Annotated in this window: 18 protein-coding genes; 13 read left to right on the plus strand and 5 right to left on the minus strand. The window is 55.3% G+C overall.

Annotated elements, in window-relative coordinates:
* Window positions 1-32: 32 nt before the first annotated feature.
* From ligA to J0A66_RS20440, 3 genes are read left to right on the plus strand one after another with little or no spacing between them, the layout of a single operon-like run.
* Window positions 33-2,066, plus strand: a complete 2,034-nt coding sequence (ligA, locus tag J0A66_RS20430) for an NAD-dependent DNA ligase LigA (protein ID WP_206575721.1) — start codon at window positions 33-35, stop codon at window positions 2,064-2,066.
* A 12-nt stretch (window positions 2,067-2,078) separates the two neighbouring features.
* On the plus strand, window positions 2,079-2,402 hold the full coding sequence (locus tag J0A66_RS20435; protein ID WP_206575722.1) for a DUF3392 domain-containing protein: 324 nt from the start codon (window positions 2,079-2,081) through the stop codon (window positions 2,400-2,402).
* The gene (locus tag J0A66_RS20440; protein WP_206575723.1) at window positions 2,402-2,875 is read left to right on the plus strand and encodes a DUF2919 family protein; all 474 of its coding nucleotides are present in this window, start codon (window positions 2,402-2,404) and stop codon (window positions 2,873-2,875) included. The genes J0A66_RS20435 and J0A66_RS20440 overlap by 1 nt, the downstream gene beginning before the upstream one ends.
* 23 nt (window positions 2,876-2,898) lie before the next feature.
* Here the strand turns inward: J0A66_RS20440 and J0A66_RS20445 are convergent, their stop codons facing one another.
* The 4 genes from J0A66_RS20445 to J0A66_RS20460 all read right to left on the minus strand — a co-directional run bounded on the left by J0A66_RS20445 (window position 2,899) and on the right by J0A66_RS20460 (window position 8,588).
* Window positions 2,899-3,312 carry a hypothetical protein gene (locus tag J0A66_RS20445; RefSeq protein WP_206575724.1) on the minus strand — a complete coding sequence of 138 codons (414 nt, stop codon included), beginning with the start codon at window positions 3,310-3,312 and terminating at the stop codon, window positions 2,899-2,901.
* A complete protein-coding gene (locus J0A66_RS20450) occupies window positions 3,312-4,238 on the minus strand; it encodes a LysR family transcriptional regulator (protein WP_206575725.1) in 927 nt (308 codons plus the stop codon). The genes J0A66_RS20445 and J0A66_RS20450 overlap by 1 nt, the downstream gene beginning before the upstream one ends.
* Before the next feature lie 111 nt (window positions 4,239-4,349).
* Entirely contained in the window at window positions 4,350-5,687 is a 1,338-nt protein-coding gene (locus tag J0A66_RS20455) for a DUF3472 domain-containing protein (protein WP_206575726.1), read from the minus strand.
* Between the two features lie 69 nt (window positions 5,688-5,756).
* Window positions 5,757-8,588 (minus strand): TonB-dependent receptor, encoded by a 2,832-nt coding sequence (locus J0A66_RS20460; RefSeq protein ID WP_206575727.1) that lies wholly within the window; start codon window positions 8,586-8,588, stop codon window positions 5,757-5,759.
* Window positions 8,589-8,906: 318 nt separating this feature from the next.
* Between J0A66_RS20460 and agaR the strand changes: the two genes are divergently transcribed.
* The 10 genes from agaR (at window position 8,907) to ahpF (ending at window position 19,553) form a co-directional block, all read left to right on the plus strand.
* Window positions 8,907-9,686, plus strand: a complete 780-nt coding sequence (gene agaR, locus J0A66_RS20465; protein ID WP_241264350.1) for a transcriptional repressor AgaR — start codon at window positions 8,907-8,909, stop codon at window positions 9,684-9,686.
* A gap of 11 nt (window positions 9,687-9,697) precedes the next feature.
* The gene (locus J0A66_RS20470) at window positions 9,698-11,068 is read left to right on the plus strand and encodes a Gfo/Idh/MocA family oxidoreductase (RefSeq protein WP_206575729.1); all 1,371 of its coding nucleotides are present in this window, start codon (window positions 9,698-9,700) and stop codon (window positions 11,066-11,068) included.
* Window positions 11,069-11,149: 81 nt separating this feature from the next.
* Entirely contained in the window at window positions 11,150-12,448 is a 1,299-nt protein-coding gene (locus tag J0A66_RS20475; protein ID WP_206575730.1) for a D-tagatose-bisphosphate aldolase, class II, non-catalytic subunit, read from the plus strand.
* Complete coding sequence (locus J0A66_RS20480; protein ID WP_241264351.1) at window positions 12,445-13,581, plus strand: SIS domain-containing protein; 1,137 nt, start codon at window positions 12,445-12,447, stop codon at window positions 13,579-13,581. Before J0A66_RS20475 ends, J0A66_RS20480 begins: the two co-directional genes overlap by 4 nt.
* 2 nt (window positions 13,582-13,583) lie before the next feature.
* Complete coding sequence (locus J0A66_RS20485) at window positions 13,584-14,498, plus strand: ROK family protein (protein WP_206575731.1); 915 nt, start codon at window positions 13,584-13,586, stop codon at window positions 14,496-14,498.
* Complete coding sequence (nagA, locus tag J0A66_RS20490) at window positions 14,495-15,664, plus strand: N-acetylglucosamine-6-phosphate deacetylase (protein WP_241264352.1); 1,170 nt, start codon at window positions 14,495-14,497, stop codon at window positions 15,662-15,664. Before J0A66_RS20485 ends, nagA begins: the two co-directional genes overlap by 4 nt.
* Complete coding sequence (locus J0A66_RS20495; protein WP_241264353.1) at window positions 15,651-16,979, plus strand: sugar MFS transporter; 1,329 nt, start codon at window positions 15,651-15,653, stop codon at window positions 16,977-16,979. The genes nagA and J0A66_RS20495 overlap by 14 nt, the downstream gene beginning before the upstream one ends.
* Window positions 16,980-16,998: 19 nt before the next feature.
* Complete coding sequence (locus tag J0A66_RS20500; RefSeq protein ID WP_206575732.1) at window positions 16,999-17,178, plus strand: twin-arginine translocase TatA/TatE family subunit; 180 nt, start codon at window positions 16,999-17,001, stop codon at window positions 17,176-17,178.
* 113 nt (window positions 17,179-17,291) lie between these two features.
* Window positions 17,292-17,861, plus strand: a complete 570-nt coding sequence (ahpC, locus tag J0A66_RS20505) for an alkyl hydroperoxide reductase subunit C (protein ID WP_206575733.1) — start codon at window positions 17,292-17,294, stop codon at window positions 17,859-17,861.
* Between the two features lie 117 nt (window positions 17,862-17,978).
* The gene (ahpF, locus tag J0A66_RS20510; RefSeq protein ID WP_206575734.1) at window positions 17,979-19,553 is read left to right on the plus strand and encodes an alkyl hydroperoxide reductase subunit F; all 1,575 of its coding nucleotides are present in this window, start codon (window positions 17,979-17,981) and stop codon (window positions 19,551-19,553) included.
* 130 nt (window positions 19,554-19,683) lie between these two features.
* Here the strand turns inward: ahpF and J0A66_RS23865 are convergent.
* Window positions 19,684-19,761 (minus strand): integrase core domain-containing protein (locus J0A66_RS23865; protein ID WP_144020606.1); only part of this gene is annotated, 78 nt, incomplete at its 5' end.

Here is a 19,761-nt window from a genome sequence, read left to right on the forward strand (position 1 = left end):
GTCCGCCGTCACTCTGTGGTGAATAACTAACCATGCAAACCGCTATTACCGAACGCCTGGCTCAGCTCAGGACACAATTGAATGACTACAACTACCAGTATTATGTGCTGGACGATCCCTCCGTGCCGGATGCCGAATATGATCGGCTGATGCAGGAGCTTAAAGCCCTTGAATCGCAGCATCCTGATTTGATAAGTCCGGATTCCCCGACCCAAAAAGTAGGCGGGGAGCCTGTTTCGGCTTTCGGTGAAGTGGAGCATGAAGTGCCCATGTTGTCGCTGGACAATGCCTTTGACCAGGATGAGTTCAGGGCCTTCGAGAAACGCATTCGTGACCGCCTCAAGCGCGAGTTGTCCATCAGTTACTGCTGTGAGCCCAAATTGGATGGTCTGGCTGTCAGCCTGCTTTACGAAAACGGAAAGCTTGTGCGTGGTGCCACCAGGGGCGATGGCCGCACCGGAGAGAATATTACCGCTAATGTGAAGACCATTGCCAATCTGCCCCTGACCCTGCGTGGCGAGGATTTTCCTGCCCGCCTGGAAGTACGGGGAGAGGTATTTATGACCAGGCAAGGGTTTGAGCAATTGAATCAAACTCAGGCGAAAAAGGGCGGTAAGGTCTTTGTTAACCCACGCAATGCGGCGGCAGGCAGTTTGCGTCAACTGGACTCTCGTATCACTGCCTCGCGCCCCTTGCGGATTTATCTCTATTCGATGGGGCTGGTAGAAGGTGAACGTCAGCCCCTGGCCGATAACCACCACGGACGCCTCCAGCAACTAAAAAGCTGGGGGCTGCCCCTGTGTCCGGAAACGCGCCTGGTGGAGGACAGCGCAGGGTGTGACCGCTTTTATACGGACATCCTGGGCAGACGTGACAGCCTGGGATATGAAATCGACGGGGTGGTGATCAAGGTAGATAACATGGCCCTGCAACAGGAGCTGGGTTTTGTGGCCAGGGCACCACGCTGGGCCATCGCCTGGAAGTTTCCCGCCCAGGAGGAGATGACCCGCTTGCTGGACGTGGAGTTTCAGGTGGGTCGCACCGGCGCCATTACGCCTGTTGCGCGACTGGAGCCCGTGTTTGTCGGCGGGGTGACCGTTTCCAACGCCACCTTGCACAATCAGGATGAGATCGAACGACTGGGTATCCAAATCGGTGATACGGTCATTATTCGCCGGGCCGGGGATGTCATCCCGCAGGTGGTGTCGGTGGTGGAGGCCAAACGGCCAGCCGGGGCCAGGGAAATCCTGTTCCCTGCCCAGTGTCCCGTATGCGGATCCCAGGTGGAGAAACTTGAGTCTGAGGCCGTGGCCCGCTGCACCGGCGGATTGGTTTGTGCGGCCCAGCGCAAGGAAGCCCTTAAACATTTTGCCTCACGAAAGGCCATGGATGTGGATGGATTGGGCGACAAACTTATCGAGCAACTGGTGGAAATGGACTGGGTGAAGACGCCGGCCGATCTGTTCCGCCTGGATTTGGCGCAACTGGCCGGTCTGGAACGTATGGGTGAAAAGTCTGCTGCTAACCTGGTCAGTGCCCTGGAGCAGGCGAAGAAAACCAGTCTGCCGAAGTTCCTCTACGCCCTGGGGATCCGTGAAGTGGGCGAGGCGACCGCCACCAACCTGGCGCGGCATTTTCTGACCCTGGACAACCTGCGCGGGGCGGATCTTGACGCGCTGCAGGCGGTCAATGACGTGGGTGAAGTGGTGGCCCGGCATATTCACAACTTTTTTGCCGAGCCGCACAATCAACAGGTGGTCGATGAGTTGATCGCCGAAGGAGTCAGCTGGCCGGCCATCGAAGTCAAGTCTGCCTCGGAGCTGCCCCTTAAAGATCAGTCTTTTGTACTTACCGGTACCCTGACCAGTATGGACAGGAACCACGCCAAGGCGAGATTGCAGGAACTGGGTGCCAAGGTGGCCGGCAGTGTGTCCGCCAAAACAGATTACCTGGTAGCAGGCGAAAAGGCCGGCTCCAAACTGACCAAGGCCAACGAACTGGGAGTGAAAGTTCTTTCAGAAGACGACTTGCTGGCTCTGTTGGCCTCTTTCGATACTCAGGAATAAGTACACAAAACCATGCAGGAAATCTTGTTTAAGCTGACCAAGCTGCTGCAACCCTATTATATGGAAGTGGCCATGACACTGGTGGCGACGTTGCTGGTGGTGTACGGAGATGTGGTTAACAAGCATCTTAAGCGTATGCTCAGTCCCTATCATTTTATACTGCGCACCCTGGTGTTCGTGCTGATCTGTGCCTTCGGGTACGGGGCCTTTATTTTATTTGCCACTCCCTTTACCCGGCAACTGATACTGCTGGTGCCGTCCACTTATCAGGGGATCAGCATTGTAGGGACCTTCCTGCTGCTGGGCTATCTGGCCGAGCAGAGACGCTACATCTGATGGCCGGACACAGAACTATCCTGCCCCTGCATTACTATGATGAGGAAGGCAGGCTGAAAGCTTCACGCTGGATGTATGCCAGTCTGCTGTTTCTGATGCGGGGTTATCTGGTGGCAATCGCCTCTTTGACCTACCGGCAGGACACCGGCCTGCTGTTGTCGCTGTTTTACCCGGACCGACACTACTTTTATCTGAGCCTGGCTACCGGGTTGCCGGCGATGCTGCTGCTGGTCGTCGTCTGGTGGCGTCATAAATTCCGCCAATGGGCGCCCTGGTTGTTCGCCTGCTTCCGTCCTTTACTGCAGATGAGCCTGGTGGCGGACCTGTTGTTGCATCTGTGGATGGGGCAACATCAGCACTGGCAGTTTTCCTGGTTGATCGCCCTGACCCTGCTGCTGGATCTGCTGTTACTACTTTACTGGCGGCGAAGCGGCAAACAACGGCAGATCCTCAAAGACTGGGGCAGAGAGTAAATAGTGTCTTTGGCTCCGGGTCTTTACTGCGCGTTATTGGCCAGGGCCTGGTCGAAATAGTTTTTCACACTGATCTGGCTGTCATTGACCAGCCGCTGATAGCAGATGCCGGCAAAGGCATAAGTGTGGCCGGCGTATTCCAGCACCACGTAGGGGGCATCGGGATTGCTGGCGTCATAATGCCAATGACCGCCAACCCTCTTGCGGAAAATCTCGCCTACATAGGCGCCATACAGATTGCAGATGGTGAATACGGCTTCGTTTTCCAAGGCCTGATTCTTGTATTTTTCCAGCCATTTGAGGATTACCTGATCTACCAGCGCTACACTTTCGGGGCTGCTGTCCAGCTCCACCCCAAACTCGTCACGGGTGGAGATCACTGCATTATGGGCGCTGTCCGCCATCAGGCTTGCCAGCTCTTCTCGGGTCATTTGCATCAGGTTTCCCCTACTTTTATCTCTAACGGCGGATAATGGTTTAATTGTCTGTGGCTCAGAATCAGCTCCGACAGCAGCTTGCTGCCAGGTCCCATGGCGTCGGGTCTGGGATGGACCAGCCAGTTGATGTGCTTTCTGAAGCTGCTGCCCTTAATATTCAACCTGTTTAAACGGCCCGCGTCCACCAGATGGGCCACTTCGTGTTCGGGTAGCCAGCAAAAACCCAGTCCCTGCAGCAGCAGATCGATGGCCATATGAAACTGGCTGACCGTCCAGCGGGCTTCGGCGCGCAGCCAGCCCTGTTTTTCGTCCGGTGACTGTCCCGTATCCTTGATCACTATCTGCAGGTGCTGAAGCAGCTCGTTGGCATCCAGGGGACTGCTCATGGCAGACAGGGGATGATCAGGATGGCAAACGGCGACAAACTTGATTTCGGCAATGGGTTCACCGAGAAAGCCCCTGGGCACAGTGCCACCTATGACCAGATCGGCCCAGCCCTGGGTAATGGCCTCCTCAGTGCCGGTCAGAACGGTATCCAGGATATTCAAACGGCTGCCACGGCTCTCAGGATAAAAGGCCCTGAGAACCGGGTAGATCAGTTTGCGGGGGTAGGCGAGATCCAGAGCCAGGGTAATCTGTGGCTCCCAGTCCTGATTGATGCTGTCGGCCAGCACTTCCAGATCCTGCACATTCTGGGTCAGGTGGCGGGAGCGTCGCAGCATGACTTCGCCTGCTTCCGTCAGATACGCCTTGCGGCCACGGACCTCCAGCAACTGCACACCCAACTGGCTCTGTAACTTGGCCACCGCATGGTTAAGAGAGGACTGACTCTTGTTCAGTTTGGCGGCGGCATGGGCATAGCCGCCACAATCCACAACGGCTTGCAGGATACGCCACTGTTCCAGTGTGGTCTTTGGCCGATACAAAGCTGTGTCCCTATATTTCTATTTTTTAGACAGGTCTGCCTATGCTAGATGGCCCGGGAGCCAATTGCAATGTAAACAGAAAGAAGGGAAAACCTGATTACCGGCCATAGATTAAGGCAGGACGTCCCAGTCAATCACAGGGGGCTGAGCGGACGGTTGTCGTTCAAACAGCTGATCCAACTCGCCCGGCGGATAAAAGAATCCACCGTTTTCCAACACAAATCCCCGTTCATCGCTTGTGCCTGAATAGTCGAACCTGTCACCGGCGCGGGCGGTGGCGTCGGCGGTCAGCACGGCCCGGGTCAGTTCATGCCAGATACCGCTGGTATCCCGGACCCACTGGTTGTGATACCGGGCCATCCGGTGCTGGTCGCCATACTCGGTAAGAAAGTTTTCCAGAAACGAATGTAAACGGGTGGCATGGGTCTGTGTTTGGGGCCGACGAAAGGCCGCTATAAGCTGCCACTCAGTGTCATCTGAATCAGCAGGCTTGAACCAGGCCGTGTAGGCTGTGCTGTTGTCATCATCCGGCTGGACCTGCAGCAGGAAGCTGTAAGAAGTGTCTGCCTGCCAGGAGTATTTCAGATAGCTCTGTCCGCCGGCGCCTTCATTGCCGAATTCGCCAGTGTACACCCCGTCACCCTTGCGCAGTAACTGGATACGCTGGTCAGCCGGGATCTGATCCGGATCGTCCGTCTGATAGGGGCTCCAGACAGAAAACAACACCCTCCGTTCAACCCCGGAATTGACCTGGATGCCAAAGTATCCTTCCGCAAAGCCGTTGGCCATAAAGTAAGAACCCGGCACGTCCTGTCCCTGGGGCACCGTCACCTCAGAGTAGAACCACTGAATATCGGCACTGACCGGGGGTTCGTAACTGAAGTGCACAGAAGGCCCGCGCCGTCCCCAATAAGGGTTGGCAGACAGTTCCGTCAGTATTACCTCCTCCTGTTCAGGCCATAACAAAAGGGCCTCCAGCTCAGGCAGTGAACCGGCGGACTCAGGCGCTGTAAAACGCACTGTATGGTAGCCGGGCGCCTTCAACTCAAAATGTCCGATAGCAACGGGACCTTCGTCACCTTCTTGCAACGTCACTGTCTGCTGCTGTTCGTTCACAAACACCTGCAGTGTCAGTTTCGCCACTGAAAGGCGGGCCTTAAGGGCCATTGTCACGGCCGTCGGTCGGTCAGTGGCGAAATAGAGCACAGGTTGCATTGCCGGGTCCTGCCAATCCCTGATACCTCTGTCCGTGACCAGCTGCTGTGTGGCCTGGGGATTGTCCTGTATCCAGCTATTGGCGCTGAATGTGACCTCATAGCCCGGTCCTTCAGGTAGCGCCGTTGGCGGGACAGCCTGGTCGTTCTGTTGGGCCAGGGAAGGATTGTCGTTTCCCCCACATGCAGTGAGGCAAGATATAAGAAGCAGCAGTAAGATGGGGCGAAATGCCATGGTTGATTTCCTTTGCAGAAGATAAGACGCCTGACGCAGAACGTGCAGGCGCCAAACTTTCGTATTTACTCAGAAGCTAGCCCGGACTCCCAATGCCACCTGAGTGCCGAAGCGTTCAAGATAACTGACCTGATCTTCGCGTTTGACGTAGCCCCAGTAACGTTCATTGGTCAGGTTGGTAGCCTCGGCAAACACACTGATCTTATCCGTAATGTCATAACTCATACTGGCATCCAGTTGACCATAGTCGGAGATCCAGTACGGGCCGCCCCAGGCTTCCGGGTCAGAAAGGAATTTGCTGCGCCAGTTGTAGGCGATTCGGGCCTGAAAGCCATATTGCTCGTAGTAGACAACGGCGTTATAGGAGTTCTTGGACATACCCTGGAACGGCAGACCTGCCGCCTTGAGCTCAGGATCTTCGTAATTGCTGTCCACATAGGTGTAGTTGAGCTGAAAGCCCAAACCATTGAAAGGTTCCGGCAGCCAGTTTTGCAGGGATTGCTGATAGGCCAGCTCCACCCCTTTTATCCTGGCGCCAAACTCACTCTTACCCGGATAGGAGGCAAAATAACGAATCCCTTCCACCTCCAGCGGTCCTTCCACATACTCAATGAAGGAATCAATGTCTTTGATAAAGACACCACCGCTTAGCGAGCTGCTGTCTTCGAAGTACCATTCCAGGGTCATATCCGCCTGCTTGGCCTCTTCCGGCTCCATGCCGGGCTTACCCATCGACAGTTGGGGCAGACCCTCCCGGTACGTATCAAAATTGGGCGCCAGCCAGGGTCTTAAGTAACCCAGAGACGGACGGCTGATCACCTTGGCCACTGAAAACCGGTACAGCAGTTCATCGGTCAGATTAAGTTTAAAGTTCAGACTGGGCAGCACATTGCTGTAGTCACCGGAAAAAGAGCTGGGCACGGGATCACGCCAGGCATTCCCTGCCGGTTTGCCGTCCTCCTGCAGATCAATCAGGGTCAGGTCATAAACAGAGCCTTGTGAACTGACTTCAGTGCGTGAGGCACGCAGGCCGACATTTAACAGATAGGGCAGTTCGGCTATTTCATCTTCAAGATTAAACTGGATATAACCGGTAGTGACCCGCTCCTGAACCTCATAGGTGCCGGATTCATTGAGTGACGCGACAATGCTGGCGTCGGTGGCTTCGGCGTTGATGGAGCGATAAAAGTCCAGCAGGCGGTCATAATCAAAACTCGGCCAGGGCTCGGGAGTGCGGCTTGGCTCGCCGTCGAGGAAGTTATCGAAGTTGGCGGGCACGAAAACCTCCTTGGGGATTTCAAACAGGTTGAAATCGCCTGCATTGAACACCGAGCTGTCGTCATAGGCATAGCCGTCTCTTTCAAGATACTGGCCGCCATTGCTGAACTGACTGGAGTTTCTTGAGGCATACTCAAGTTGGGTTTTGGATTGATCCAGGTACGTCACACCGAAATCCACCCGGCTCAGTAAGCCGTTGTCTGGCTGATAGACCCCCTTGAGCTTAAAGTCATTGATCTTATCTTCCACGCCGGTGCCCGTATTGCGACTGTAGTGTGCGCCGTAAGGCTGCTCTGCTGTCAGGCCGGGCTGCAGGACGACATCAGGGAGCATATTGCCGGTATTGTGGTTGATATCGATGGCGTCAATAAAGCCACGGGCGACGATAAAGCGATTGTCTCCGGCATTTTCATTGTCGGCTTTGGAGTGGGCCAGATCCAACTCGAAGCTCAGTTGTTCGTTGAAAAACCACTGGGTATTGAACGCCAGTTGATAGGTATCTGTTTTGCGGGGATTGGTCAGGTTAAGCAGCTCCACCATAGTGTTGCCTGTCTGTTTCATTGACACCACCCGGCCGCTGTCATCAAACACCGCGTCGGTAAAAACCGGGGTGCCGGGCGTCCAGGACTCGTCGTAGTTGACAAAGCCTATCTGGTAGTGATGTCCGTCGGTATTGTAGCGGGAGTAAAGGGCATCGAAATTGATATCCAGGTTTTCCAGTGGTCGCCACTGCAGCGCCAGGGTTGCGCCCAGACGTTCGCGGGTATCCTGAGCGTTGGCAAAATACATATAGCTGGGTATCTTGGAGGCGAATATTTCCTCCTGTCCGTCGATCTGTCCGTTGCCGTTCATATCCACCGGCACGCCGGCGCTGTCCGCTCCCCAGCCTTCCTCTTCATCAAAGAAACCGGCTGCGGAGTAGGTATCAGCCCGCAATGTTTTCTTGGAATAGGCGCCGGAAAACAGAATGCCAAAGGTCTCATCTTCGCTGACATCTCCCACGATGAAAGAGGCATGGGGATGCACATCCTCTGTCCTGGACTCATAGATGCCCTTGGCCGATGCGCTTAAGGTAAAGCCTTCCAGATCCAACGGCTTGCGGGTTTCAATATCCACCACGGCACCTATTCCCCCTTCAATCAGCCGGGCTTCCGGGGATTTATACACCTGCAGTACGCTGACCAGCTCTGAAGCGATGGTATCGAAATTGAAGTCGCGCCCGGCATTTTCCGATGCAAGCTTTCGGCCGTTCAAGGTGGTGATGTTGTAACCGCCGCCAAGACCCCGGATCAGAATATTCTGACCTTCCCCGCCGTTGCGGGTGATTGTGATACCCGGAATCCGTTGCAATGCTTCGGCCAGGTTTTCATCGGGAAATTTGCCGATATCGTCGGCTACTACCAGATCCACTACGCTGGTGGCTTTTTGTTTCAGATAGAGGGATTCCTTGATACTGCTGCGTATCCCCGATACCTGAATTTTCTCGACTTTCTGCTCTGACTCCCCGCTGTCGGACTGTGCCTGGGGATCCTGGGCATGCGCCGCATAGCTGAGGGTGACGCCCACCAGGCCGGCGCTGACACAGGCCGCCAGGCGGCTGGTTTTGAAGTAGGTTGAATTCATGGTCCCTTGGTTTCCTTTATCGTTATTTGAATTAAAAGAAGGCAAACGAAAGTATCGAAAACTTTCTGGTGACTAGATATAGTACGAATGCTGTTCAATGATCAAGATAAAACCAAAAAAAACTTTCAAATAGTTTCGAGGTTGTGCATTATAATTTCACGGTCGGGCAGGCAGCCCGGATAAATCACGCTTTTTCCTGGTTGGAAAGGTACTGGACGGGAAAGTCGCTGCTTTTATTTGTTTTCGAAAGCTTTTGAAGGTTGCGGCGCCCATGCTACTTTAGCTATGTGAAACCAACATAGGATGAATACAGTGGACATGTACAACAGCATTGAAAGACAGCAGGAAATTCTGCGCTTGACCCAGGCACAGGGCAAGGTCTCAGTAAAGGAACTGGCCGGTCGCTTCGACGTATCGGAAGTGACGATCCGCAATGATTTGGCTGTGCTGGACAAGAAGAAACTGCTGGTTCGTTCCCGTGGCGGCGCCATGGTCAACAGCCAGTTGGGACGGGAGTTGTCGCTCAGAGAGAAAAGCCATCAACACTCCGCCCTGAAACAACAACTGGGGCGTATCGCGGCGGACCTGATTCAGGAAGGCGAGCGGATAATTCTCGATTCAGGGACCACCACCAAGGAAGTGGCTTCCTGCCTGCTGGACAGAGAGGATCTGGTCGTGATGACCAACGGCCTGAACATTGCGACTGAATTGGCGCAGTCCGAGAAGGTGGAGGTCATGCTGACAGGTGGGGCCCTGCGCAAAAAATCCATGTCTTTTTACGGCACCATCGCAGAGCGCAGCCTGCAGAATTTCAACTTCAGCAAACTGATTCTGGGCGTTGACGGATTTGACCTGAAAACAGGTATTGGCACCCATTTTGAGCAGGAAGCCATTCTAAACCGGCTGATGTGCGAGATGGCCGAACAGGTTGTGGTGGTGTCAGATTCATCAAAATTTGATCGCCGTGCCTTTCATGTGATTTGCGCGGTACAGCAGATCCACACCCTGGTGACAGATAGCGGGATCCCACAGAACTATGTGGATGAACTGATGAGGCTGGGAGTCGAGCTTCATATTATTGATAGAGACAATCTTTAGGAGACAGCAGCATGTCGGATTTTAATCGTCGTTCCTTTCTTAAAGCCTCTGCAGCAGGGGCGATGCTGGCTACGTTGAATGCCTGCAGCAGCACCGGCAATCAGACGAGCTCGGCGCCCAACGCCAGGGGCAGATCGGTAATGGGACTCACCGTTGCGCCCATGCCGGTGGTCAGGGCGGCGATTATCGGCGTGGGTCAGCGTGGAGTGGGGTTTGTCCGCCATCTGTGTAACCTCGAGGGCGTTGAGCTCAAGGCAATTTGCGATATCGACCCACAGGTCACAGAGCGTGCCGTTAAGATTGCCCTCGAGCAGGGCCGCCCCAAACCGGATGTGTATGGCAAAAACGACAGACACTACCTGGATATGCTGGCCCGAGACGATATTGATATCGTCATTATCGCCACCCCCTGGCGCTGGCATCACCCCATGGCCAAAGACAGCATGCTGGCCGGCAAACATGCCTTTGTGGAAGTACCCATGGCCACGACTATCGAAGATCTCTGGGATCTGGTGGACACTTCCGAGGCTACGCAGAAAAACTGCATGATGATGGAAAACGTCTGCTATGGCCGTGACGAGCTCATGGTGCTGAATATGGTTCGTCAGGGCGTCTTTGGTGAATTGCTGCATGGCGAAGCGGCTTATATTCATGAGCTGCGCTGGCAGATGAAGGAGATAGACCGTAAAACAGGCTCCTGGCGCACCTATCACCACACCCGTACCAACGGCAATTTGTATCCAACCCATGGTCTGGGCCCCGTAGCCCAGTATATGAACATCAACCGTGGCGACAAGTTCGAGTATATGAGTTCCATGAGTTCGCCGGCTCTTGGCCGTGCGGCCTATGCCAAACGTGAATTCCCGGTCGATCATGAACGTAATCAACTGCACTACATCAGCGGTGATATCAATACCAGCATTATCAAGACTCACCTTGGCCGAACCATTATGGTACAGCACGACACCACCACCCCCAGACCTTATACCAGGCACAATTTGATCCAGGGCACCAACGGCGTATTTGCCGGGTTCCCCAACCGTATCGCCCTGGAAGAGGGGGGCAGCGGCAGTTTCCATGAGTGGGATTACGATATGCAAAAGTGGTATCAGAAATATGACCATCCCCTGTGGACCCGCATGGGCCAGGAGGCCGAACGTAACGGCGGTCACGGCGGCATGGACTTTTTGATGGTGTGGCGGATGATTTATTGTCTGCGTAACGGGGTACCGCTGGATCAGGATGTCTATGACGGCGCAGCCTGGTCGGCAGTGTTCCCTTTATCCAAGGCCTCGGTTGCAGACCGTGGCAACTCAAAGGATTTCCCTGACTTTACCCGGGGTCAGTGGCAACACGGCAACCCCCTGGGTATTGCCAGCTAGCAATTTCTTACCGTTTTTGATTTGGCGGATGGCTGCAAATGAATGTAGGCCGTCTGCCCCTGTTGTGGTTGAGGAGCCAGCATGCAGCATCTTCATGACATTTTCGCCGCCAACCGCCGTGGACAGGCGGTTGGCATCTATTCCGTATGCAGCGCCCATTCGCTGGTGCTCAAAGCCGCCATGCTGAAGGCCAAAGCCGACAACAGCCTGTTACTGGTGGAATCCACCGCCAACCAGGTTAACCAGTTCGGCGGCTATACCGGTATGCAGCCAGCGGACTTTATCGACTTTGTTCATACCCTCGCTGCACAAACGGGGCTGGATAGGCAGCGCCTGATCTTCGGCGGCGACCATTTAGGGCCGGTGTGCTGGACAGACCAACCTGCTGAACAGGCCCTGCAGCTTTGCGAGACATTAATTCGCACTTATGTGCAGGCAGGATTTTGTAAGATCCATCTGGATACCAGTATGCCTTGTGCGGATGATCCTGCGGTGCTTAACGATGAAATCATTGCCGCCCGCGCGGCCAGGTTGTGTGCGGTAGCGGAGCAGGAATCTTCCAGACTCGACCGGCGGTTATCTTATGTCATCGGTACCGAAGTACCGGCTCCCGGCGGGGTGAATGCGCTGGAGCACCACCTGGCGCCAACGCCGGTGGACAATGTACTGCATACCCTCAAAGCCCACCAACAGGCTTTTGCCGCGGCGGGGCTCAATGAGCAAACCTGGGATAAGGTGGTGGCGGTGGTGGTGCAGCCCGGGGTTGAGTTCGACAACACTCAGGTGCATGACTTTTCTGCTGACCAGGCGGCCCGGCTGTCAGGGGCGATTCACCAGGTGCCCAATCTGGTCTATGAAGCTCATTCAACAGACTATCAGTTGCCAGAGGCACTGGCGGCGCTGGTAAAAGGACATTTTGCCATCCTCAAAGTCGGTCCTGCCCTGACCTTTGCGCTGCGCGAGGGGCTGTTTGCCCTGTCGCATATAGAAGATGCCCTGATTGAAGAGACGCGACGTTCAGGGCTGCGCCGGCTTTGTGAAGCTGAGTTAGCGCAACAGCCAAAGTACTGGCAGAAATTTTACCCGGATGTGCAAAATCAGCCCTGGTTACGCTTTTTCAGTTACAGCGACAGGATCCGTTATTACTGGAACCAGCCGGGTTTAGCGGCGGCAGTGGAAAAGCTGCTGGGTAATCTGTCACAGATTGCCATTCCCTTGCCGCTGTTAAGCCAGTATATGCCGGTACAATACCAGGCCGTTCGCCGTAAAAAGCTTGCCCCGCAAGGGGAGGCCCTGCTGCTGGACAAGCTAACTGATGTATTGGGGGATTACGCCCGGGCATGTCAACCTCTGGACACTTTAGGAAGCCAATTAAGATGATGCATCAGCTTTATCTGGGTCTTGAGCAGGAAGCGCTTAAGCAGAAAAACGCCCTCTGGACCGCCAGGGAAATCAGTCAGCAACCCCGGGTCTGGGAACAACTTGTGGATTCCATGCAGCCACTGCAAAAGGAATTGCAACAATGGCTGGAGCCTGTGCTGGCGTTGCCCAATCTGCGCATTATCCTGACCGGCGCCGGGACTTCCGCCTATATCGGCGAGGCGCTGCAGGCCCATCTGAATGCCAGGATGAAGCTTTCAGCCGGGCAACGTGTGGAGGCCGTCAGTACGACGGACATTCTCAGTAATCCTGACCTTCAGTTGCGTAAAGAGGTACCTACCTTGCTGGTGTCTTACGGAAGGTCAGGCAACAGTCCGGAAAGCCTTGCGGTGGTGAGATTGGCCGACCAACTCATCGACCAGTGCTGGCATCTGGTGGTGAGCTGTAATCCGCAAGGCGCTCTGGTTAAGAGTGCAGAAGATAACCTTCAGTGCAAGGTACTGCTGATGCCTGCTGCCGCTCACGACCAGAGCTTTGCCATGACCAGCAGTTTTACCAGCATGATGCTGGCGACCCTGCTGTTGTTCACGCCGGACTATGAACAGTATAAGAAAATGCGAATGCTGGCGGGGCTGATTCTGCAGCGTGAGCTTGACAGCATCGCCACCCTGGCTTTACAGCCTTGCCGACGGCTGGTGTTTCTGGGATCGGGTCCCTTGCTGGGTATTGCCCGGGAGGCGGCTCTTAAGCTGCTGGAACTGACGGCCGGCAGGCTGCCCAGCTTTTACGAGAGTCCACTGGGCTTTCGCCATGGTCCCAAGTCGCTGATAGATGACGGCACCCAGATAGTACTGCTGCAATCGGCCAATCCCTATACCAGTCTGTATGATGCTGATCTGCGCCTCGAGTTGCAAAAAGACCGCCTGGCGTTGCATGTCAGCGCTCCGTTGCCGCTCTCACAGATAGCTGGTCTGGACGATGTCTGGCTGGGTTTTCCTTACATTGTTTATTGCCAGATGCTGGGTTTTTTCAAGTCGTTGCAGTTGGGCATAGGCCCTGATAATCCCTGTCCGACCGGGGAGGTCAACCGGGTGGTGCAGGGGGTGAATGTCTATCCCTTCGGGCAGGAATGAGTATGCATTACGGACTGGATATCGGCGGTACCAAGATGGAGTTGGCCATCTTCGATGAACATTTTGATTGCCTGGAGAAAGAGCGGTGTATCACACCCGTCGCCGACTACCCGGCATTTATTGCCAGGGTAACGGAGTTGGTGGTGCAGGCCGATGCCAGATATAGCCGTCGTGGCAGTCTGGGTATAGGGCTGCCGGGTGTGGTGACCGGCGAGGGAAGGGCGCTTTCCAGCAATGTACCCTGTCTGACGGGACAAAGGGTTGGAGCGGATTTGACCCATGCCCTTAAACGCCCGGTGGCCATAGGTAATGACTGTCGCTGCTTTGCCTTGTCCGAGGCCCGTCTTGGCGCCGGCAAGGGAATTGAACGGGTACTGGGTATTATCCTCGGCACAGGACTGGGCGGTGGACTGTGTATCAATGGACAGCTGTATGCGCCGGACAGTCAGCTGGCCGGTGAGTTTGGTCATCTTGGTCTGCATCCTGCGGTACTTCAGCGCTGGAGCCTGCCCCTGCTGCCCTGTGGTTGCGGCTTGACCGGCTGCGCCGAAACCTATGTATCCGGCGCCGGCCTGGCCAGGTTGTATGAGCTTTTCGGCCAACTGGATGCCGACACCTATGTGTGGCTGGAGCATTTTCGCCAGGGCCGCTCCGCTGCCGTGAGAACCTTCGAGTGCTTTATGGATGCCCTGGGCGCCGTCATAGCCGGGCAGATTCTGGTACTCGACCCCGGTATGCTGGTGCTCGGTGGCGGCTTATCCGCCATTGATGAGATTCGCCAGGGCCTGCCCGACGCAGTGCGTGGTCACCTGTTTGAAAACAGCGCCATACCGCCCATTGTGTTGGCTGAAGGTGGTCCCGCCAGCGGCGTCCGTGGCGCCGCCCTGATGGGCGCCAAGCCTATGGAAAGCCAATGATGGTTGAGAATTACTGGCTGGCCTGCGAAGCGGCCCTCATTGGGCGGGACTGGGTCCGTCCCGCCTTTCTACATATCTGCGATGGCCGCATTGAGCAAGTCAGCAGCCAGCGTCCAAAGGGACAGCCCCTGGTGGAAGCCGGAGCCGGCTTGCTGGTGCCCGGTTTTATCGATGTGCAGGTCAATGGTGGGGGCGGTGTACTGCTCAATGACAACCCAAGCTTACAGGGACTGAGAAAAATCTTCGCTGCGCACAGCCAGTTTGGTACCACTGCCATGCTGCCGACCCTGATCACCGACAGCCTGGAGTCTATGCGCAGTACAGCCGATGCCATCGCAGAGGCGGTGGCAACAGGTGAGCCCGGTATTATTGGCGTGCATTTCGAAGGACCGCATATGTCTGTGGCTAAACGTGGCGTGCACTCTCCCCAATATCTGCGCAGTATCAGTCAGGCCGAAATGGCGGTGTTTGCTCGTCAGGATTTGGGGCTGAAGGTGATCACTGTTGCCCCTGAGGTGGTCAGCCCCCACCAAATCAGTGAACTGGTCGCCATGGGTGTCAGGGTTTGTCTGGGACATTCCAACGCCAATGCCCGGCAGGTGCAGGCAGCTCTGCGGGCCGGAGCCAGTGGTTTTACCCATCTGTATAACGGTATGTCGGCCCTGACCTCCCGGGAGCCGGGCATGGTGGGGACGGCGCTTGCCGATGAGGACAGCTGGTGCGGCCTGATTCTGGACGGGCATCACCTGCATCCCCTATCGGCGAAGCTGGCCATCCGCGCCAAAGGAATGGATAAGATCATGCTGGTGACTGACGCCATGCCGCCAGTGGGTACCAATGACGCCGAGTTTTCCTTCTATGGCGAAAAAGTCATACGTTCAGGCAGCAAGCTGATGGCGCCAAGCGGCTCCCTGGCGGGCTCGGTGCTGGATATGGCCGGGGCAGTGCGTTATGCGGTGAAATGTTTGGACCTTCCCCTGGAGGATGCCCTGTTGATGGCCAGCCAATGTCCGGCGGCCTTTTTAGGAATACAGGATAGTTACGGCAGTCTGCAGGTGGGTCGGCGCGCCGACATGCTGTTGCTGGATAAACAATTACAGGTACAACATGTCTGGCTGGCCGGACAACCCTGGTCTCTGGAGAAAAATAATCATGAGTATTGCTGAGGCTAAGTTGAAACCTGACAGTGCCCACAACCTCTGGCTGCCCATGCTGGTGATAGCCATCCTGTTTTTTTTGTTCGGCTTTGTAACCTGGCTGAATGGATCCCTGATCCCGTTTTTACGTATTGTCTGTGAGCTGAATGAATTTCAGGCCTTACTGGTCACCTTTGCCTTTTACATTGCCTATGTGGTGATGGCACTGCCCATGTCCAGCTTGCTGGACCGGATAGGTTTCAAGAAGGGCATGGTCGCGGGTCTGGGCATTATGATTATTGGCGCTCTGTCCTTTATTCCGGCGGCCCTTAGTGCTCATTACGGTCTATTCTTGCTGGCCCTATTTGTGCTGGGTACGGGCCTGACCATTTTGCAAACGGCGTCAAACCCCTATCTGGTGTTGCTGGGGCCGCCGCAAAGCGCGGCGATGCGTATCTGCATTATGGGTCTGTTGAATAAGGGGGCTGGCTTTGTGGTCCCTATCCTGTTTACCGCCCTTATTCTTACCGGCATGGATGAGTACTCAACCGAGTCCCTGGCGATGCTGTCCGAAGCCGAGCGGCAGAGCCAGCTTGATGCGTTGGCACACAGGCTGATAGCCCCCTATTTATGGATGGCGGGCATGTTGGGGGTGTTGACCCTGATGGTGCACTTGGCGCCCTTGCCCGAACCCGGTGGGGAACTGCGCGGTGGCGAAGGCCATCAGCTCCGTCGCAGGGAGATCCTCGCCCATCCTCAACTGGTGCTTGGGGTAGTGGCGCTGTTTTTCTATGTGGGGGTGGAGGTCATTGCCGGCGATACTATTGGCCTGTTTGGCCAGCAACTGGGCGTGAAGTATTTCGGTGCCCTGACATCCTATACCATGGCTTTTATGATGCTGGGCTATCTGCTTGGGGTGCTGTGCATTCCCAGGCTGTTGAGCCAGGCCCGCGGATTGCAACTTTCCGCTTTGGCCGGGGTGGCCGTGAGCCTGGCTATTGTGATGGGGGACCCTGCCAGTGAGCAGGTGTCGGCCCTGATCCTGGGCTGGGCAGACGTACCCCTGGTGCCGGATCCGGTGCTTTACGTGGCACTGCTGGGGCTTGCCAATGCCCTGGTTTGGCCCACGGTATGGCCGTTGGCCTTACAGGGCCTGGGCAGGCTTACCGCTACAGGCTCAGCGTTGCTGATTATGGGCATCGCCGGCGGTGCATTACTGCCGCTGGTCTATGGCTATTTTGCCCATAGTTTGCTGGATAGCCAGTCTGCCTATCTGATGCTGATTCCCTGTTATGGCTTTATTCTGTTTTATGCCTTCAGGGGACATAAAATACGCCGTTGGTAGTTGGCTCAGAGGGGCTCCGATGACAGGTATCAGTGTTTGGCAAATAATCATCATATTGTTGATTGGGTTGCTGCTGTTCGGTAGCAGCAGGTTGCGCAGCCTGAGAAAAGAGACTGGTCTTGCGGTGAAAGGCTTCAGGCAGCTCCTGGCCGGACAGAAAAATGCAGATGGGAGCCAAACCCGCAAATCAGGCAATTAATCATATTTATGAATCATAACGATTGAATCAATCAATTGTTCAGATTCTCCCGGGTTACTTAGAATGCATCCTGTCTTCACAGGCAACTATTCAAAACCAAGGAGAATTCACTTATGAGCCAATCACTTATCAACACCAAGATCCTGCCCTTTAAAGCGACCGCTTACCACAATGGTGAGTTTACTGAGGTGACTGAGAAGTCCCTGCTGGGCAAGTGGGCGGTGGTGATGTTCTATCCAGCCGATTTTACCTTTGTCTGCCCCACTGAGCTGGGCGACCTGGCCGATTACTACGACCAGCTCAAGGAGATGGGCGTGGAAGTGTATTCGGTGTCCACCGATACGCACTTCACCCACAAGGCCTGGCATGATGCCTCCGACACCATCAAGAAGATCCGCTTCCCGATGATAGGCGATCCAACGGGCAAAATCAGCCGCAACTTCGGTGTCATGATCGAAGACGAAGGCTTGGCCCTGCGTGGTACTTTTGTGATTAACCCGGAAGGCGAAATCAAAGTCGCGGAAATCCATGACCTGGGCATTGGCCGCAGCGCTTCCGAACTGTTCCGCAAGGTCCAGGCCGCCCAGTATGTGGCCAACCATGACGGTGAAGTGTGCCCGGCCAAATGGCAGCCAGGCGAGGCGACTCTGGCACCTTCCTTGGACCTGGTCGGCAAAATCTAACGAGCCTGTCAAATGGGGCCTGATTTCAGGCCCCTTCAATCCGATTAAAAAATGCACCGCACTGGCATCGCTATGCCGGTGGCAGGTGAGGTATGCCCAGTAACTGTCGAGGTGACTATGTTAGACAACAACTTAAAAAGCCAACTGAAAACCTATTTAGCCAATTTGAAGCGTCCCGTTGAACTGGTTCTGGCCACCGACGACAGCGAAAAGTCCCAGCAGTTGTTGGGACTGGCAAGGGATATTGAAGAGCTGTCAGACCTGGTCAGCTTCAGCCAGACGACGGACAACAAGCGTATTCCTTCCATGCAAGTGCGCAGCCCTGATACCGGCAGCAATATCGAATTTGCCGGGCTGCCGATGGGACATGAATTCACCTCTTTGGTGTTGGCCCTGTTGCACACAGGCGGACACCCCATCAAGCAGGAACAGGCAATTCTCGAACAGATTCGCAATTTGCCTGGCGAACTGCATTTTGAAACCTATGTGTCGCTTAGCTGCCAGACCTGTCCAGGGGTAGTGCAGGCGCTGAATCTGATGGCGGCGGTGAATCCCAATATCACCAACGTGATGATCGACGGCGCCTTGTTCCAGGATGAGGTCAGCGAGCGTAATGTGATGGCGGTGCCTTCAGTGTATCTAAACGGGGAAGTCTTCTCTCAGGGAGCGATTACCCTGGAGAAAATACTGGCCAAGGTGGATGTGAACGCCTCCAAACGTCAGGCCGAGGCGCTTAAAGACAAAGCCCCTTATGACCTGCTGGTGGTGGGCGGCGGCCCGGCCGGCGCGTCATCAGCCATTTACTCGGCCCGCAAGGGCATTCGTACCGGCCTGGTGGCAGACAGGTTTGGCGGTCAGGTGGCCGATACGGTGGGAATTGAAAACTTTATTTCGGTCAAGCACACCGAAGGTCCCAAGCTTGTTGCAAGCCTTGAGGAGCATGTGCGTGACTACGAGGTAGATGTAATGGCCAATCAGCGCGTAGTGGGCCTGCGCGAAGGCGAGATGCTGGAAATTACCCTGGAAAATGGCGCCGTGCTGAAAAGCAAAAGCCTGATCCTGGCTACCGGTGCCCGCTGGCGGGAAATGAACGTACCCGGTGAGCGCGAGTACCGCGGCAAAGGCGTAGCCTATTGCCCGCACTGCGATGGCCCCTTGTTTAAAGGCAAAAAAGTGGCGGTCATCGGCGGCGGCAACTCGGGTATCGAAGCAGCCATTGATCTGGCCAATATCGTTGAGCATGTGACGGTGCTGGAATTTGACAGCAAACTGCGCGCCGATGAGGTGCTGGTGCGTAAAGCCCGCTCCATGGGGAACGTGAAGATTGTGCTCAACGCCCAGACCACAGAGGTTAACGGTGATGGCCAACGGGTCACCGGCCTGACCTACAAGGACAGGGTATCAGGGGAGATAAAATCCGTGGAGCTTGCGGGGATCTTCGTGCAAATTGGTCTGGTGCCCAATACAGAATGGCTTAAAGGTAGCGGGGTGGAGCTGACTCAGCGTGGCGAGATCATCACCGCGGCGAATGGCGAAACCTCCATCAAAGGCGTATTTGCCGCAGGCGATGCCACCACCGTGCCCTTTAAGCAGATCATTATCGCCATGGGCAGCGGCGCCACAGCTGCACTGGGAGCGTTTGATTACCTGATGCGATCCTCGGCGCCTGATGCCGACAGTAAGGCTGCGTGATAGCGGTTGCCCTTTGTTACTCCAGGGTAACCTTGGGTAACAGGGGGCGGTTGGCAGTTATCAGTGGTCAGTTCTCAGGGGGTGACCTTTCCCCGAGATTAGTACCAATCCCTCAATGAGATTTTCCTGCTTAAGCTGCCTGTTTTGCATACTCAACAGGCGACATGTAATTCAGTGAGCTATGCGGGCGAACATGGTTGTAATGCTC

The sequence above is a fragment of the Bowmanella dokdonensis genome, assembly GCF_017254865.1.
Lineage (GTDB): Bacteria > Pseudomonadota > Gammaproteobacteria > Enterobacterales > Alteromonadaceae > Bowmanella > Bowmanella dokdonensis.